A 15,796-nucleotide genomic window follows, 5' to 3' on the forward strand; every position below is an offset into this window, starting at 1 on the left:
ATGTGTTAAGCACGCCGCCAGCGTTCGTCCTGAGCCAGGATCAAACTCTCCGTGAATGTTTTCCCGTAATCGGGACGACACCACGAGAGCGGAACCAGGAAGAGGAATAATCCTCCCGGTTCACAGCGTCCTCGCTGTGCGCCTGCCCCAGAGGGACAGGACTTTTTCAAAGGAACCTCGTCCCGACCGATCAGCCGGAGACGGGGTATCAACATATCTGGCGTTGATTTTTGGCACGCTGTTGAGTTCTCAAGGAACGGACGCTTCCTTTGTACTCACCCTCTCGGGCTTTCCTCCGGGCGCTTCCCTTCGGTCTTGCGTTTCCGACTCTATCAGACCGTTTCCGTATCCGATTTCCTCGGTGCTTTCCAGGTTTCCGCTTTCGCGTTTCCCTTTCCGGCGAGTCCGACTCTATCAGATCCTTTCGGGCCTGATTCCCAGTCGGTGGGGATTGTCTTTCGGCCTTTGAGTTCTTTAGCTCTCGCGGCCTTTCGACATTCACTACGCTAGCCGATTCCCTCCGCAACTCATAATCGAGCTTCGCGAGTTCGAATTCAGGCATGCGGGCACGCCGAATTCGCCCCCGCTGAGGGGAGGTCGTAGGTAGTGGGTTGGCCACTTCCGGCTGCAGGCTGAACGCCGTACCCGGGTCAAGCGGCTCGGGCTACATTACGGACCCCCCAGAGTCGAGTCAAGTTGAGCGGCGGCGGGGGGTATGGGCCCGATAAGGGCTCACGGTGGGGTCGTTGGCGACCCAGAAGCGCCACGGGTGGACGCCCCCGTCGCCGGCCACTCCGGTGCGTGGACCGTTGCGTACCTGGTCGGAGCTGACGACGGCTCCTGTCAGCAGGGTCAGCGGACCCCCCTCGGGAGCGCAGGCATCGGCTCCGTCGAGGGACCGGTCCACGCCCAGCGCCGTCGCCAGGCGAGCGGGCCCTTTGGCCAGTTCCTTGTCATTACGGGCCGAGAGTCGACGTTTGCGAGCGAGCTCCGCGCCCTCGACGACCTCGCCGCCCCTCAGCAGGACCCCACTGGGTCTGCCCTCGGGACCGCACACCAGGTTCATGCAGAACCACATGCCGTAGGTGAAGTAGACGTACACATGCCCGGGCGGACCGAACATCACGCCGTTGCGGGCCGTGCGGCCGCGATAGGCGTGGGAGCCGGGATCGTCCGGGCCGTCGTACGCCTCGACCTCCGTGAGGCGGAGTTCGATCGGACCGTCCGGTGTGGTGCGCACGAGGACCCGCCCCAGGAGGTCGGGGGCCACCTCCAGCACGGGGCGGTCGAAGAAGTCACGCGTCAGGGGCGTACGGTCAGGGGCCGCGATCATGGCGTCCGAGCGTAGTCCAGTGACAACGGACGCGCGGGACGCGCGGGTGCCGACGGGTGGTCAAGGAGCGTTCCCCTTGCAAGGGTGAGAACGCGGAACCGGCCGCGGTCGGATCGCGTTTGTAGGGATCAGGGATCCAGACGCAGTACTTACTACGGAGCACAGGCGTTGCCTGGGGAGGTTTGAGACATGGGGTTCAAGCGGCTGCTTGCGAGCCTGGGAGCCGGCGGGGCTTCGGTCGAGACGGTGCTGACCGAGGTCAACGTCGTTCCGGGCGGTGTCGTGCAGGGTGAGGTGCGGATCCAGGGCGGATCCGTGAACCAGGCCATCGAGGGGCTGTCGGTGGGGCTCCAGGCCAAGGTCGAGGTCGAGGGGCACGACGACCAGGAGTACAAGCAGAACATCGAGTTCGCGAAGCTGCGGCTCGGCGGGGCCTTCGAACTCCAGGCCGGTGCCGTGCACGCGGTTCCGTTCGGGCTCGACATTCCGTGGGAGACCCCGATCACCACGATCGACGGCCAGAGCCTGCGCGGTATGCACATCGGTGTGACCACGGAGCTGGAGATCGCGCGTGCCGTGGACTCCGGGGACCTGGACCCCATCAACGTGCACCCGCTCCCGGCGCAGCAGGCCATCCTGAACGCCTTCATCCAGCTGGGCTTCCGCTTCAAGAACGCGGACATGGAGCGCGGCCACATCCGGGGCAGCCGGCAGCACCTGCCGTTCTACCAGGAGATCGAGTTCTTCCCGCCGTCGCAGTACCGCGGGCTGAACCAGGTGGAGCTGAGCTTCGTCGCGGACGACCGGGAGATGGACGTCATCCTGGAGATGGACAAGAAGCCGGGCCTCTTCAGCGAGGGCAGCGACTCGTACCGCTCCTTCCAGGTGGGCCTGCACGACTTCCAGAACACGGACTGGGCCGCGTACCTGAACCAGTGGCTGTCCGAGGTCGGCAGCAAGCGCAGCTGGTTCTAGGCTCGGATCGAGAAATTCCGCCGTTCAGGAGGTACTGACGTGACCGAGCTCAAGAGGGCGCCGCTTCCGCACGACTTCCATCCGCCCGTTCCGGCCTTCACGGTCACCAGTGAGGACGTCGCGTCGGGCGCGGTGCTGAAGGACGCCCAGGTCTACGCGGCCGGGAACACGTCGCCGCAGCTGAGCTGGGAGGGTTTCCCCGCCGGGACCAAGAGCTTCGCCGTGACGTGCTTCGACCCGGACGCCCCGACGGGCAGCGGGTTCTGGCACTGGGTGGTGTTCGACATCCCGGCCTCCGTCACCGAGCTGGTGACGGGAGCGGGCACCGGCAAGTTCGAGGGCCTGCCCGACGGCGCGGTCCAGGTGCGCAACGACTACGGGACCAAGGACTTCGGTGGCGCCGCGCCGCCGGCCGGGGACCCCGCGCACCGTTACCTCTTCACGGTGTACGCCGTGGATCAGGAGAAGCTCGGCCCGGACGCTGAGGCGTCGCCGGCCTATGTCGGATTCAATCTGCGGTTCCACACGCTGGCCCGCGCCCATCTGATGGGCGAGTACGCGGCTCCCGCGTAAAGCGTCACAGACGGACGTTCACTGAACGTTTGCCCGCCTCTGGTCTTGGAAGTGATCAGAGGCGGGCATTTTTATTGCGTTGTCCATCTCGGCGTGCCCGGCCAGAGTTGATCCAAGCCCGCCAGGGGGTGGGCCGGTGCGTACGGGAGGTGGGCAGGATGCGGGACACGCTGGTTCTGAACGCGAGCTTCGAGCCGCTGTCGACGGTGACGTTGAACCGAGCCGTCGTTCTGGTGCTCCAGGACAAGGCCGTCGTCGAGCAGGCCCACCCCGAACTGCGTATGCGCGGCGCCGCTCTCGACATACCCGTGCCGCGGGTGATCAGGTTGTGCAGGTATGTCAGGGTGCCTTTCCGAAGACAAGCCCCGTGGTCGAGGCGCGGTGTCCTCGTACGCGACCGCCACCGCTGCGCGTACTGCGGCAGGCGGGCGACGACGGTCGACCACGTGGTACCCCGCGCGCAGGGTGGTCAGGACTCCTGGCTGAACACGGTGGCGTCGTGCGCCGAGGACAACCACCGCAAGGCGGCGCGTACGCCGGAGCAGGCGGGAATGCCGCTGCTCAGGCAGCCGTTCGAGCCGACGCCCGCGGACGCGATGCTGCTGACACTGGACCGTGACGACCTCGACGCGCTGCCGGAGTGGCTGGTGCAGCCCGCGGCCTAGAGCCGGTCGCGTCGGGCGGGTCGTACGGCGAGGGGGACCGTCTCCGGTCGGAGACGGCCCCCCTCGCCGTACGTCGTCATCAGTCGGTGACGGACGGCTTCTCTCGGCGCTCGGAGCCGCCGCTGCCCGAACCGCCGCCCATGGGACCGAAGTTGCCCATGGCACCGCTGAGTCCCTTGAGGGCGTCGCCGATCTCGCTGGGCACGATCCAGAGCTTGTTGGCGTCGCCCTCGGCGATCTTGGGGAGCATCTGGAGGTACTGGTAGGCGAGGAGCTTCTGGTCCGCGTCGCCGGCGTGGATGGACTCGAAGACCGTGCGGATGGCCTGGGCCTCGCCCTCGGCGCGCAGGGCGGCGGCCTTGGCCTCACCCTCGGCGCGCAGGATCGCGGACTGCTTCTCACCCTCTGCGGTGAGGATCTGCGACTGGCGGATGCCCTCGGCGGTGAGGATCGCGGCGCGCTTGTCACGGTCGGCGCGCATCTGCTTCTCCATCGAGTCCTGGATGGAGGTGGGCGGCTCGATCGCCTTGAGCTCCACGCGGTTGACGCGGATGCCCCACTTGCCGGTCGCCTCGTCGAGGACACCGCGCAGGGCCGCGTTGATCTCCTCGCGGGAGGTGAGGGTCCGCTCCAGGTCCATGCCACCGATGATGTTGCGCAGCGTGGTGACGGTGAGCTGTTCGATCGCCTGGATGTAGCTGGCGACCTCGTAGGTCGCGGCGCGGGCGTCGGTGACCTGGTAGTAGATGACCGTGTCGATGTTGACGACCAGGTTGTCCTGGGTGATCACCGGCTGCGGCGGGAAGGGCACGACCTGTTCACGCAGGTCGATGCGGTTGCGGATCGAGTCGATGAACGGGACCACGATGTTCAGGCCCGCGTTGAGGGTTCGCGTGTACCGGCCGAACCGTTCGACGATGGCGGCGCTGGCCTGTGGGATGACCTGGATGGTCTTGATCAGGGCGATGAATACCAGCACCACCAGAATGATCAGGACGATGATGATGGGTGCCATCGATAACTCCCCGTACCCTTCTGCGCCTCGGTGTTTCCGAAAGATCTTATGGTTGTTGAAGATCTTGCTGGACGAGTCTGACAGACCGTCGTCTGCCGCGTGGGGCGTTCGGTTCAGTTGGCGTCGTGCGAGGTCACATGACGATCGCCGTGGCTCCTTCGATGTCCACGACGTCCACCTCCTGGCCCACTTCGTAGGCCTGTCCGCCGTCCAGGGCGCGCGCGGACCAGATCTCTCCGGCGAGCTTGATCCGGCCGTCGCCCGAACCGTCGACCCGCTCCAGGACGACGGCCTGTCTGCCCTTCAACGCCTCGACGCCCGAGACGAGTTGGGGCCGTTGTGAGCGGTGCCGGGTCGCGACGGGGCGTACGACCGCGATGAGCGCGACGGAGACCGCGCAGAAGACGAGCACCTGGAGGACGACACCGCCGCCGAGACCGGCCGTGACCGCGGCAGCCGCGGCGCCAGCGGCGAGCATGCCGAACTCCGGCATCGCGGTCACCACGAGCGGGATGCCCAGCGCGGCCGCGCCGACCAGCCACCACACCCATGCGTTGATGTCGTTCACGCGGTCATGGTAGGTCCGCGGGTCCGTTCGGCGACAGGGCGCAGTCCGGGTGGAGAAGGGGGCTCGTACCGGATCCCGCGGAGCGGGTGCTTCTCACGGGGCGGTTCGGGCCGGCTGATCCGTGCGGGTCAGGCCATCGGGAGTCCCTGCGCGGTCCAGCGCTCGCCGACCTGTTCGACGACGAGGGGGAGGCCGAAGCAGCGGGAGAGGTTGCGGGAGGTGAGTTCGAGCTCGAGGGGGCCCGCGGCGAGCACCTTGCCCTGGCGGATCATCAGGACGTGGGTGAAGCCCGGGGCGATCTCCTCGACATGGTGCGTGACCATGATCATGGACGGGGCGATCGGGTCGCGGGCGAGGCGGCCGAGGCGGCGTACGAGGTCCTCGCGGCCGCCGAGGTCGAGGCCGGCGGCGGGCTCGTCGAGCAGGAGCAGTTCCGGGTCGGTCATCAGGGCGCGGGCGATCAGGGTGCGCTTGCGCTCGCCCTCGGAGAGGGTGCCGAACCTGCGGTCGAGGTAGTCGCTCATGCCGAGGCGGTCGAGGAAGGCGCGGGCGCGCTGCTCGTCGATGTCCTCGTAGTCCTCGTGCCAGCCCGCGGTCATGCCGTAGGCGGCGGTGAGCACGGTCTGTAGAACGGTCTGGCGCTTGGGCAGCTTCTCGGCCATGGCGATACCGGCCACGCCGATGCGCGGGCGCAGCTCGAAGACGTCGACCTTGCCGAGGGTCTCGCCGAGGATGGTGGCGGTGCCCTGGCTGGGGAAGAGGTAGCTGGAGGCGAGGTTGAGGAGGGTCGTCTTGCCGGCGCCGTTCGGGCCGAGGATGACCCAGCGTTCCCCCTCCTTGACCGACCAGGAGACCTGGTCCACCAGAGCCCGGCCCTCGCGGACCACGGACACGTCCTCCAGCTCCAGTACATCGCTCATGAGCGCGTTGTCTCCCATTGCAGTCTCGGCCGTCGCTTACGTCTGTGGACGCAGCCCCCAGGGAAAACCTACGCCACCGGTCGGGCGCTCCTGTCCATCGGCCGGTCCTTAGGGTGGGGGCATGCTCTCGGAACCACGTTCAGGACGCTTGACCGCATGGGGAAATGCCCTTTTGGCCGGTTTTGTATCTCCGGATGACGCGGTCCTCGCCATCGTCGGCGAGGACGCGGTGCACCGGGTCGAGGGGCTGCCGGGCGAGACCGGGCCCGTCGGGCTCACGCTCGCCCTCGGCCGGCTGCGGGCGCTCGGCGTCACCGGGCTGCGGATCGCACTGCCCGCGCCGGGGCACCCGCTCGGGCTGAGCGGGCCGCCGGAATTCAACGCGCGCGCCCTCGACGCCGAGGAGGCGGTCGTCTGCCACGGCGGCGCGCTGGGGCTCGTACCGGAGGTGTACGAGGCCGGGCCCGCCGGTGACGTCCACGTCGAGGTCGTCTGGCACTGCCTCCCGGTGCGGGAGGCGCCGCCCGCCGACGTGCCGTCCCTCGGTGAGGCCGAGCGCGAGCTGGCCGAGGCGCTGCGCGACGCGACGGAGGTCCTGTCGCGGCTGGACGTGGCCGGGTCGGGGCCGGTCGCGGAGGCGGCGGTGGAGGCGTACCGGGCGCGGGCCGAGCGGGGGCGCGAGGTGCTGGCGCCCGGGTATCCGCCGCGTGCGGTACGGGTGTTGGAGCTCGCCCAGCGGGTGGGTCTGCTGATCTCCGTCGCGTACGAGAACGGGCACGGCGGGGCGGTGAGCGCGTCGGAGATGGCGGCTCGGGCGGAGGCGCTGCGGCCGGTGGAGCGGACGGCCCGGCGGGCGCAGGTGGCGGCGTACAACGCGTTCGTGGAGGAGCGCGAGCGGGGCGTGCGCTGAGCACTGCGTGCGCTGGGCAGGGGTGCACTGGGCCGGGGTGCACTGCGTGCGCTGAGCGGGGGGGGCTGCGCAGGGGTGCGCTGGGCACTGCGTGCGCTGGGCACTGCGTGCGCTGGGCACTGCGTGCGCTGGGCGGGGGAAGCGCGTGCGGGTTCGCTTCGCGCGACGCCGATTCGCCCGAAGGGCTCGTCCTCAAACGCCGGACGGGCTGGATATGCGCGCCTGCGCTGGGCGGGGGAAGCGCGTGCGGATTCGGTTCGCGCGACGCCGATTCGCCCGAAGGGCTCGTCCTCAAACGCCGGACGGGCTGGAAATGCGCGCCTGCGCTGGACACTGCCTGCGCTGAGCGGCGGAAGCGCGTGCGGGTTCGCTTCGCGCGACGGGCTGGATATGCGTGCCTGCGCCGGGAACTGCGTGCGCTGGGCGGGGGAAGCGCGTGCGGGTCGGGCTCATGGCGCAGGGCCCCGCGGATGTCCGTGGGGCCCTGCGTGGTGGGGTGCTCAGCCGTTCAGACCCGTGTTGCCGAACGCCGGGTTCAGGAGGCCGACCACGTTCACGCTGTCGCCGACGACGTTGACGGGGACGTGGACCGGGACCTGCACCAGGTTGCCCGAGACGACGCCCGGCGACTGCGCGGCCCCGCCCTGGGCACCCGCGTCGGCCACGGCCGCACCGGCCGAGGCTCCCGCGGCGATACCGGCGACGGTGAGGGCCATGGCGGCCTTCTTGGCGATGTTCATGAGAAACGTTCCTCCTGCGATTGCGGTTCCGACCCGGCCGCGGGTCGTACGTTGAGCAACGCGGGAGGACGCCTCATGGCACGCGCACGCCGGCTGAAGTGACCGTTCGGGCCATTCGAACGATGTACGGATGGCCCGATGGGTGGATAGGCCGACAACACCTGACCGGCCCCTCGGGAGCGCCCGAGAGGCCGGTGGTCATGACGAGTGCGGCACGGTCCTCAGTGGTTGAGGCCGAGGTTGCCGAAGGCCGGGTTCAGAACCCCGATCACGTTCACGCTGTTGCCGACCGCGTTCACGGGGATGTGGATCGGCGCCTGGATGACGTTGCCCGAGACGACACCCGGGGAGCCCGCCGCCTGGCCGCCCGCCCACGAGCCGTCCGTCGCGGAAGCCATACCGGCACCGGCGGCGACCAGGCCGCCCGCCACCATCGCGACAGCCGTGGCCTTCTTCAGGTTCTTCACTTCTGAGCCCTCCCTAGCGATCACCGCGGCAGATCACCGCGGCACGCACTGGAGAACGGCCAGGGTCCCCGGAGGATGCGCCATCCGGGTGACATACACCCGACGGTATGAATCTCATCCCGGAGCGGAACCCTCCGAATTGCCGCGGTCAGCCCGCCGCTCCATGTCGTACGGCCCACAGCGCGGCCTGCGTCCGGTCGGCGAGGTCGAGCTTCATCAGGATGTTCGAGACATGCGTCTTGACGGTCTTCTCGGAGAGGACGAGCGCGCGTGCGATCTCCCGGTTGGACCGGCCGTCGGCGATCAGGCCGAGCACCTCGCGTTCCCGCTCGGTGAGCGAACCTCCCCTTCCCTGACCGGAGTTGGCCTCCTCCTGGGACAGCAGGACGTCCGCCACCTCGGGTTGCAGCAGGATGTGCCCGGCGTGCACGGAGCGGATGGCGCCGGCGAGGGCGTCGGGATCCACGTCCTTGTAGACATAACCCGCGGCGCCCGCGCGAAGGGCCGGGACGACCGTGCGCTGCTCGGTGAAGCTGGTGACGATCAGCACGCGTGCGGGGTTGGCGAGTTCACGGAGTCTGCGCAGTGCGTCGATGCCGTCCAGGCCCGGCATCTTGACGTCCATGAGGACGACGTCCGGCTTCAACTCCTCAGCTCGGGCGACCCCTTCGGCGCCGTCGGACGCCTCTCCCACGACCTCGATGTCGTCCTGCACCTCGAGGAAGGTGCGCAGGCCCCGGCGGACCACCTGGTGGTCGTCGACGAGCAGCACCTTGATTGCTTCAGCCACCAGGGACCTCCATCTCGATCGTGGTGCCCTTTCCGGGCGCCGATTCCACGGTCAGCGTGCCGCCGACCCCGCTCGACCGGTCACGCATGGAGACCAGGCCGAGGTGGCGTCCCGCGGTGCGTATCGCCGTCGGGTCGAAGCCTTCGCCGTCGTCCCTGACGCGCAGCGCGGCGCCCGGTCCGCGCTTCTCCAGGAGGACGTCGACCCGGGCCGCTCCGGAGTGCCGCAGCGCGTTGTGGAGCGCTTCCTGCGCGACCCGCAGGACGGCCTCCTCCTGGGCCGCGGGCAGGGCGCGCACGCCCAGGCCGGTGAACGTCACGCGCGCGGAGTGGGCGCGGTCGAGCACCTGGATCTGGGTGCGCAGCGTGGCCACGAGACCGTCCTCGTCGAGGGCGGCGGGGCGCAACTCGATGACGGCGGCGCGCAGTTCCTCGGTGGCCTCGGCGGCGAGCGCGGCCACCTGGTGCAGTTCGCCCTTGGCGCGCGCGGGGTCGCGGTCGACGAGGGCGGCGGCGGCCTGTGCCGTCAGACGCAGGGAGAACAGCTTCTGGCTGACGGCGTCGTGCAGTTCGTGGGCGAGCCGGGAGCGCTCCTCGGCGATGGTGAGTTCGCGGCTGCGTTCGTACAGGCGGGCGTTGGTGAGGGCGATCGCCGCGTGCTGGGCGAGGATGGTGAGGAGTTCCTCGTCGTCCTCGGTGAAGCCGCATCGGCCGTCGGGCCTGGTGCCGTTCTTGTTGGCGAGGAACAGGGCCGCGATGGTCTCGTCGCCGTCGCGGACGGGCAGGCCGAGGAAGTCGGACATGTCGGGGTGGGCGGCGGGCCAGCCCTCGAAGCGGGGGTCCCTGCGCACGTCGGCGAGACGCTCGGGGCGGGCCTCGTGCAGCATCGCGGCGAGGATGCCGTGCTGGCGCGGGAGCGGGCCGATGGCCTTCCACTGGGCGTCGCTCACGCCGTCGACCACGAACTGGGCGAAGCCGCCGTGGTCGTCCGGGACCCCGAGCGCCGCGTACTGCGCGTCGAGCAGCTCGCGGGCCGAGGCGACGATCGTCTTGAGGACGTCGCGCACCTCCAGGTGCCTGCTCATGGCCAGCAGCGCGGTGCTCACCGCGTACAGACCGGACCGGGGACCTTGGCTCATGACCCCAACGTACCCGTGGGCTGTGACAGTGCGTATCCGACCTGTGGTGGCCGCTCCTGGGCCGCTGGGCCTAGGCCGAAGGGCCCCCGGCCGTCGGGACCCGCGTACGAGGCGGCGGGGGCGGTCCGGTTCCTACGTTGAGGACGCCCGCCGGAAGCGGCGGTGCTGGGACGAGGGGACGGACGTCATGCCGGTAGCGGTCATCACGGGGGCTTCGAAGGGGCTGGGGCGGGCGCTCGGCGCGGCCCTGGCGCGGCGCGGGTGGGATCTGGTGCTCGACGCCAGGACCGCCGATGTTCTTGAGGGGACGGCGAAGGCGCTGTCCGGGTACGGGACCCGGGTGGTGGCGCTGCCCGGGGACGTCACGGACGCCGGGCACCGGGCGGCGCTGGTGGCGGCGGCCCGTGGGCTCGGCGGCGTCGATCTGCTGGTCAACAACGCGAGCGCGCTCGGCGCCGAGCCACTGGTCCCGCTGGAGGATCTGGCCCTGGGCGGGCTGCGGCGGGCTCTGGAGGTCAATGTGGTCGCGGCGCTGGGCCTGGTGCAGGAGGCGCTGCCGCTGCTGCGGGCCGCCGAGGCGGGCGCGGTCGTCGCGGTCAGCTCGGACGCGGCCGCCGAGGCGTACCCGACGTGGGGCGGTTACGGGGCGTCGAAGGCCGCTCTCGACCAGCTCGCGGCCGTGCTCGGTGAGGAGGAGCCCGGCCTGCGGGTCTGGTCCGTGGATCCCGGGGACATGGCCACGGACCTGTACGCGGCGGCCGTGCCGGACGGCGGGGGGCCGCGGCCGGCGCCGGAGGGTGTGGTGCCCGCCTTCCTGAGGCTGCTCGACGAGCGCCCGGCCAGTGGCCGCTACGCGGCGCCGGCGCTTCTGGAGGAGCGGTGAGGACGCTGGGGCGGGTCCCGGAGGAGTTGTCGGCGCGGGTGCCGGCCGAGCAGCGCGGGCCCGGCCGGGACCGGGATTCCGTACGGCTGCTCGTCTCCCGGGGCGGGGAGGTGTCGCATCACACCTTCGCCGAGCTGCCCCGGCAGCTGCGGGCCGGGGACCTCCTCGTCGTGAACACCTCCCCCACGTTGGCCGCCGCGGTCGACGGACGCGTCGGGCACGCGCGCGTGGTGGTCCACTTCTCCACCCGGGGTGACGACGGACGGTGGGCCGTGGAGCTGCGGGATCCCGACGGGAGGGGTACGACGCGTCCGCGGACGGGCGGCCCGGCGGGGGCGGAGGTGCGTCTCGCGGACGGCGTACGTCTCGTACTGGAGGAGCCGCTGACGGCGGGCGGCACGCGGCTGTGGTGGGCGCGGGTGCCGGATCCGGACGTGATCGGGCTGCTGCGGCGGCACGGGCGTCCCATTCGCTACTCCTATACAGAGAGGGACCAGCCGCTCTCCGTCCATCAGACGGTGTTCGCGCTGCCGTCCGCCGACGGCGCGGGGAGCGCCGAGATGCCGAGTGCGGCGCGGCCCTTCACCACGCGTCTGGTGACGGAGCTGGTGAGCCGGGGGGTGGGGTTCGCTCCGATCAGGCTGCACACGGGGGTCTCCTCTGCCGAGGCCCACGAACCGCCCTCCAGGGAGTGGTACGAGGTGCCGGAGGCGTCGGCGCGTCTGATCAACGCGGCGAGGGCGGGGGACGGGCGGATCGTCGCGGTCGGTACGACGGCCGTGCGCGCGGTCGAGTCGGCGGCGGGCCCCGGCGGGGTGGTCCGCGCCCGCCGGGGATGGACGGATCTCGTGGTGACCCCGCGGCGGGGCGTACGGGTGGTCGCCGGGCTGCTGACCGGGCTGCACGAGCCGGAGGCCTCCCATCTGCTGATGCTGGAGGCCGTCGCGGGAAGGTCCGCGGTCGAGCGTGCCTACGCCGCCGCCGTGAGGGGCCTCTACCTGTGGCACGAGTTCGGGGACTCCCACCTCATCCTCCCGGAGGAGAACGCTCACCGTGGGCGTTGCTCCAGCAACTAACGGTGAGAACGATCTAAGGGCCGTGTGAGCCCGCACATAGGGCGCACATCACGTACGAACGGACATAGGAGATAAACGGCCCCTCGATGAGCGGGGCAGACGTGCCACTATGTCCCGATTTGCCCCCTGTGGACCTACTACTCGCCGTCGTACGTCACACCTTTGCCACAGGATTTTGCGGCCGCTAACAATGGCTCCAGTCGCTCAACGCCGCAGGTTCTTACCCGCAGCGTTTGATCCGGAAACGAAGTGTCCCCACCGGACCGAGAGCGGCATCCGCGCTATTCGAAGAGGTCCATCAGTTATGCCCAAGAACATCATCACTCCTGGTCATAGTCCGAAGCTGACCAAGGTCCACAAGCTTTCGATCGCCGGTATCGCCACCCTCGGTGCAGCGACCCTGGCGTTCACCGCGACGCCCAGTGGTGCCCACACCACCACGAACGACGCCGCCGTGTCGCAGGCTCCGGTCGCCTTCGGTCAGCAGCCCATCAAGGACGTCAAGGCCAGCATCACCGACCAGATGGCCGGCGCCAGCCTGAAGGCCCAGAGCATCGCGGCGAAGAAGGCCGCCGACGCGGCCGTCGCCAAGAAGAACGCCGAGCTCGCCCGGAAGACCGCCGCCGCGAAGGCCGCCCAGGAGGCGCGCGTCAAGGAGCAGGCCGCGAGCCGCTCGGTGCAGCGCGTCCAGTTCGAGACGGTCGCCGCCAAGTCGTACACGAACAACCTCGACGGCTGGATCCACGAGTCGCTCGACATCATGAAGAAGCACAAGATCCCCGGCTCGTACCACGGGCTGTACAAGAACATCATGCGGGAGTCGTCCGGCAACCCCCGTGCCATCAACGGCTGGGACATCAACGCCATCAACGGCATACCCTCGAAGGGCCTGCTGCAGGTCATCCCGCCGACCTTCAAGGCCTACCACGTGCCCGGTACCTCGTGGAACATCTACGACCCGGTCGCCAACATCACCGCCGCGTGCAACTACGCGGCCGACAAGTACGGCTCGATGGACAACGTGAACAGCGCGTACTGAGGCAGGGCGCGGACCTCTCCGCCGTACGCCGAAGGGCGGCACCCCCACCGGGGTGCCGCCCTTCGCGCATCTCCGCGCGACTACTTGCGCATGACCTCGGGCTCGTGGCGGCGCAGGAAGCGGGCCACGAAGAACCCGCAGAGCACGCCGAGGGCGATCAGGGCGACCATGTCCATGACCCAGACGCCGGCCGTGTGGTTCCACAGCGGGTCCGTGCTCGTCGGATCGTCCTGGTTCGGGAAGATGTTGTTGAAGTCCAGCGTGGCCCCGGACGCGGCGACGGCCCAGCGGGCCGGCATCAGGTACGAGAACTGGTTGACGCCGATGGTGCCGTTCAGGATGAAGAGGCAGCCGGTGAACACGACCTGGACGATCGCGAACATGACCAGCAGCGGCATCGTCTTCTCGGCGGTCTTCACCAGCGAGGAGATGACCAGGCCGAACATCATCGACGCGAAGCCCAGCGCCATGACCGGCAGGGTCAGCTCGACCTTGGGCAGACTCGTCAGGATCAGGCCCTTGTCCGGGACCGTGCGGCTGCCGAAGCCGATGGCACCGACCAGCGCGCCCTGCAGCAGCGTCACCACGCCGAGGACGATCACCTTGGACATCAGATACGCGGAACGCGACAGCCCCGTCGCGCGCTCCCGTTCGTAGATCACCCGTTCCTTGATCAGCTCACGGACGGAGTTGGCCGCGCCCGCGAAGCACGCGCCGACCGCGAGGATCAGGAGCACCGTCGTCGCCGTGCCGTTCGCCACGTGCACGCCCGATTTGGTGACGATCGGGTTGACCAGCAGGGTCTTGTCCGAGTCGATGAGCAGGCTCACCGAGCCCAGCACCGCCGGCAGGATCACCGTCAGCGCCAGGAAGCCCTTGTCGGACGCGATCACCGAGACGTACCGGCGGATCAGGGTCGTCAGCTGGGAGCCCCAGCTCTGCGGCTTCGGCGGCTTCATCGCCTGCTGCTGCGGCACGTTGACCGACTGCGGGGCGACCGCGTCGATGTCCGCGGCGTACATCTGGTAGTGCTGCGAGCCCTTCCAGCGGCCCGCCCAGTCGTAGTCGCGGTAGTTCTCGAAGGCGGAGAAGACATCGGCCCAGGTCTCGTAGCCGAAGAAGTTCAGCGCCTCCTCGGGCGGGCCGAAGTACGCCACCGAGCCGCCGGGGGCCATCACGAGCAGCTTGTCGCAGATCGCCAGTTCGGCCACGGAGTGCGTGACCACCAGGACCGTACGGCCGTCGTCGGCGAGGCCGCGCAGCAGCTGCATGACGTCGCGGTCCATGCCCGGGTCGAGGCCGGAGGTCGGCTCGTCCAGGAAGATCAGCGACGGCTTGGTCAGCAGCTCCAGGGCCACCGAGACGCGCTTGCGCTGGCCACCGGAGAGGGAGGTGACCTTCTTCTCCTTGTGGATGTCCAGCTTCAGTTCGCGCAGCACCTCGTTTATGCGCGCCTCGCGCTCCTCGCCCGTGGTGTCGGCGGGGAAGCGCAGCTTGGCCGCGTACTTGAGGGCCTTCTTGACGGTCAGCTCCTTGTGCAGGATGTCGTCCTGCGGGACCAGACCGATGCGCTGCCGCAACTCGGCGAACTGCTTGTACAGGTTGCGGTTGTCGTAGAGGACGTCACCCTGGTTGGCCGGGCGGTAGCCCGTGAGCGCCTTCAGGAGCGTCGACTTGCCGGAGCCGGACGGGCCGATGACCGCGATCAGCGACTTCTCGGGCACGCCGAAGGAGACGTCCTTGAGGATCTGCTTGCCGCCGTCGACCGTGACGGTCAGGTGACGGGCGGAGAAGGACACCTCGCCGGTGTCGACGAACTCCTCCAGCCGGTCGCCGACGAGACGGAACGTCGAGTGGCCCACGCCGACGATGTCGTTCGGGCCGAGCAGCGCCGAGCCGCCCTTGGCGATCGGCATGCCGTTGACGTACGTGCCGTTGTGCGAGCCCAGGTCACGGATCTCGAAGCGGCCGTCCGGCGTCGCGTGGAACTCGGCGTGGTGGCGCGAGACTTGGAGGTCGGAGACGACCAGCTCGTTCTCCAGCGCACGGCCGATGCGCATCACCCGGCCGAGGGCCAGCTGGTGGAAGGTCGTCGGGCTGCGGTCTCCGTAGACCGGCGGCGCCCCCGCGGCGCCACCGGTTCCCTGCTGTCTCGGCACCTGCCCCGCGGGCTGCTGCGGCTGGTGGCCCTGCTCGGGCGCCTGCTGCTGCGGCGGTGCCTGCTGGGCCCAGCCGGGGCCCGCGCCCTGTGCGGCGTACGGCTGTTGTGCGGCCGGGGCCGCGGCGCCGGACAGCTTCAGGCCCGGACCGTCGGTCGCGTTGCCCAGGTGCACGGCCGAACCGGGCCCGATCTCCATCTGATGGATCCGCTGCCCCCGCACGAACGTGCCGTTGGTGCTGCCGTGATCCTCGATGACCCAACTGCGGCCGCTCCAGCTGATCGTGGCGTGACGCCAGGACACCCTGGCGTCGTCGAGCACGACGTCCCCCTGCGGATCACGTCCCAGGGTGTAGGACCGGGACGCGTCGAGCGTCCAGGTCCGTCCGTTCAATTCCAGTACGAGTTCCGGCACTCCATGCCCCACTGAGTTGTCCCCCGAGTTACCCCCATCACAGGGAGTCTAGGGATGTCGAACATCGGGGGGAACTATTTCAGGAGCAGCCCCCTGACCGAAAGCCGGGCCCCGCGAAGACCGGGTACGGG

16 protein-coding genes are annotated in these 15,796 nt (G+C 69.5%); 7 read left to right on the top strand and 9 right to left on the bottom strand.

What is annotated here, in order from left to right; all coding sequences use genetic code 11:
* Positions 1 to 691: 691 nt before the first annotated feature.
* Complete coding sequence (locus ACFV2J_RS32280) at positions 692 to 1,333, bottom strand: DNA-3-methyladenine glycosylase (RefSeq protein ID WP_385082966.1); 642 nt, start codon at positions 1,331 to 1,333, stop codon at positions 692 to 694.
* A 189-nt stretch (positions 1,334 to 1,522) separates the two neighbouring features.
* Here ACFV2J_RS32280 and ACFV2J_RS32285 point away from each other — a divergent pair, with 189 nt between their 5' ends.
* The 3 genes from ACFV2J_RS32285 to ACFV2J_RS32295 all read left to right on the top strand — a co-directional run bounded on the left by ACFV2J_RS32285 (position 1,523) and on the right by ACFV2J_RS32295 (position 3,546).
* Positions 1,523 to 2,308: a sporulation protein gene (locus ACFV2J_RS32285; RefSeq protein WP_385082968.1), complete on the top strand. Its 786-nt coding sequence runs from the start codon at positions 1,523 to 1,525 to the stop codon at positions 2,306 to 2,308.
* A 39-nt stretch (positions 2,309 to 2,347) separates the two neighbouring features.
* The gene (locus tag ACFV2J_RS32290) at positions 2,348 to 2,881 is read left to right on the top strand and encodes a YbhB/YbcL family Raf kinase inhibitor-like protein (RefSeq protein ID WP_385082970.1); all 534 of its coding nucleotides are present in this window, start codon (positions 2,348 to 2,350) and stop codon (positions 2,879 to 2,881) included.
* 158 nt (positions 2,882 to 3,039) lie between these two features.
* On the top strand, positions 3,040 to 3,546 hold the full coding sequence (locus ACFV2J_RS32295; protein WP_148007559.1) for an HNH endonuclease: 507 nt from the start codon (positions 3,040 to 3,042) through the stop codon (positions 3,544 to 3,546).
* A gap of 79 nt (positions 3,547 to 3,625) precedes the next feature.
* Here ACFV2J_RS32295 and ACFV2J_RS32300 read toward each other — a convergent pair whose 3' ends face one another.
* The 3 genes from ACFV2J_RS32300 to ACFV2J_RS32310 form a co-directional block, all read right to left on the bottom strand.
* Positions 3,626 to 4,561 carry an SPFH domain-containing protein gene (locus ACFV2J_RS32300; RefSeq protein WP_168527422.1) on the bottom strand — a complete coding sequence of 312 codons (936 nt, stop codon included), beginning with the start codon at positions 4,559 to 4,561 and terminating at the stop codon, positions 3,626 to 3,628.
* A gap of 133 nt (positions 4,562 to 4,694) precedes the next feature.
* Positions 4,695 to 5,129 carry an NfeD family protein gene (locus ACFV2J_RS32305; RefSeq protein WP_385082972.1) on the bottom strand — a complete coding sequence of 145 codons (435 nt, stop codon included), beginning with the start codon at positions 5,127 to 5,129 and terminating at the stop codon, positions 4,695 to 4,697.
* Between the two features lie 128 nt (positions 5,130 to 5,257).
* Complete coding sequence (locus ACFV2J_RS32310) at positions 5,258 to 6,049, bottom strand: ABC transporter ATP-binding protein (RefSeq protein ID WP_168527423.1); 792 nt, start codon at positions 6,047 to 6,049, stop codon at positions 5,258 to 5,260.
* A 121-nt stretch (positions 6,050 to 6,170) separates the two neighbouring features.
* Between ACFV2J_RS32310 and ACFV2J_RS32315 the strand changes: the two genes are divergently transcribed.
* On the top strand, positions 6,171 to 6,959 hold the full coding sequence (locus tag ACFV2J_RS32315; protein WP_385082974.1) for a hypothetical protein: 789 nt from the start codon (positions 6,171 to 6,173) through the stop codon (positions 6,957 to 6,959).
* Between the two features lie 500 nt (positions 6,960 to 7,459).
* On the opposite strand, the gene ACFV2J_RS32320 is transcribed toward ACFV2J_RS32315, so the two are convergent.
* From ACFV2J_RS32320 to ACFV2J_RS32335, 4 genes are all read right to left on the bottom strand, one after another.
* Positions 7,460 to 7,699 (bottom strand): chaplin family protein, encoded by a 240-nt coding sequence (locus ACFV2J_RS32320; protein WP_385082976.1) that lies wholly within the window; start codon positions 7,697 to 7,699, stop codon positions 7,460 to 7,462.
* 221 nt (positions 7,700 to 7,920) lie between these two features.
* Positions 7,921 to 8,166, bottom strand: a complete 246-nt coding sequence (locus ACFV2J_RS32325) for a chaplin (RefSeq protein WP_168527425.1) — start codon at positions 8,164 to 8,166, stop codon at positions 7,921 to 7,923.
* A 148-nt stretch (positions 8,167 to 8,314) separates the two neighbouring features.
* Positions 8,315 to 8,956, bottom strand: coding sequence for a response regulator (locus ACFV2J_RS32330; RefSeq protein WP_385082978.1), 642 nt, complete (start codon positions 8,954 to 8,956; stop codon positions 8,315 to 8,317).
* Entirely contained in the window at positions 8,949 to 10,094 is a 1,146-nt protein-coding gene (locus ACFV2J_RS32335) for a GAF domain-containing sensor histidine kinase (RefSeq protein WP_385082979.1), read from the bottom strand. Before ACFV2J_RS32335 ends, ACFV2J_RS32330 begins: the two co-directional genes overlap by 8 nt.
* 187 nt (positions 10,095 to 10,281) lie before the next feature.
* On the opposite strand from ACFV2J_RS32335, the gene ACFV2J_RS32340 reads away from it, so the two are divergent.
* From ACFV2J_RS32340 to ACFV2J_RS32350, 3 genes are all read left to right on the top strand, one after another.
* Positions 10,282 to 10,977 (top strand): SDR family NAD(P)-dependent oxidoreductase, encoded by a 696-nt coding sequence (locus ACFV2J_RS32340; RefSeq protein ID WP_385082980.1) that lies wholly within the window; start codon positions 10,282 to 10,284, stop codon positions 10,975 to 10,977.
* Positions 10,974 to 12,053: an S-adenosylmethionine:tRNA ribosyltransferase-isomerase gene (locus ACFV2J_RS32345; RefSeq protein ID WP_385082981.1), complete on the top strand. Its 1,080-nt coding sequence runs from the start codon at positions 10,974 to 10,976 to the stop codon at positions 12,051 to 12,053. Before ACFV2J_RS32340 ends, ACFV2J_RS32345 begins: the two co-directional genes overlap by 4 nt.
* A 304-nt stretch (positions 12,054 to 12,357) precedes the next feature.
* Positions 12,358 to 13,092 (top strand): transglycosylase SLT domain-containing protein, encoded by a 735-nt coding sequence (locus ACFV2J_RS32350; RefSeq protein ID WP_385082982.1) that lies wholly within the window; start codon positions 12,358 to 12,360, stop codon positions 13,090 to 13,092.
* Between the two features lie 80 nt (positions 13,093 to 13,172).
* On the opposite strand, the gene ACFV2J_RS32355 is transcribed toward ACFV2J_RS32350, so the two are convergent.
* Positions 13,173 to 15,665: an FHA domain-containing protein gene (locus ACFV2J_RS32355; RefSeq protein ID WP_385082984.1), complete on the bottom strand. Its 2,493-nt coding sequence runs from the start codon at positions 15,663 to 15,665 to the stop codon at positions 13,173 to 13,175.
* Between the last annotated feature and the right edge of the window lie 131 nt (positions 15,666 to 15,796).

The organism is Streptomyces sp. NPDC059668 (genome assembly GCF_042734135.1).
Taxonomy (GTDB): Bacteria; Actinomycetota; Actinomycetes; order Streptomycetales; family Streptomycetaceae; genus Streptomyces.

What these genes read in the sequence shown, in the direction of transcription:
- ACFV2J_RS32280 (WP_385082966.1), bottom strand. Translation starts at nt 1,333, where the DNA reads ATGATCGCGGCCCCTGACCGTACGCCCCTGACGCGTGACTTCTTCGAC.
- ACFV2J_RS32285 (WP_385082968.1), top strand. Translation starts at nt 1,523, where the DNA reads ATGGGGTTCAAGCGGCTGCTTGCGAGCCTGGGAGCCGGCGGGGCTTCG.
- ACFV2J_RS32295 (WP_148007559.1), top strand. Translation starts at nt 3,040, where the DNA reads ATGCGGGACACGCTGGTTCTGAACGCGAGCTTCGAGCCGCTGTCGACG.
- ACFV2J_RS32300 (WP_168527422.1), bottom strand. Translation starts at nt 4,561, where the DNA reads ATGGCACCCATCATCATCGTCCTGATCATTCTGGTGGTGCTGGTATTC.
- ACFV2J_RS32310 (WP_168527423.1), bottom strand. Translation starts at nt 6,049, where the DNA reads ATGAGCGATGTACTGGAGCTGGAGGACGTGTCCGTGGTCCGCGAGGGC.
- ACFV2J_RS32315 (WP_385082974.1), top strand. Translation starts at nt 6,171, where the DNA reads ATGCTCTCGGAACCACGTTCAGGACGCTTGACCGCATGGGGAAATGCC.
- ACFV2J_RS32320 (WP_385082976.1), bottom strand. Translation starts at nt 7,699, where the DNA reads ATGAACATCGCCAAGAAGGCCGCCATGGCCCTCACCGTCGCCGGTATC.
- ACFV2J_RS32335 (WP_385082979.1), bottom strand. Translation starts at nt 10,094, where the DNA reads ATGAGCCAAGGTCCCCGGTCCGGTCTGTACGCGGTGAGCACCGCGCTG.
- ACFV2J_RS32340 (WP_385082980.1), top strand. Translation starts at nt 10,282, where the DNA reads ATGCCGGTAGCGGTCATCACGGGGGCTTCGAAGGGGCTGGGGCGGGCG.
- ACFV2J_RS32350 (WP_385082982.1), top strand. Translation starts at nt 12,358, where the DNA reads ATGCCCAAGAACATCATCACTCCTGGTCATAGTCCGAAGCTGACCAAG.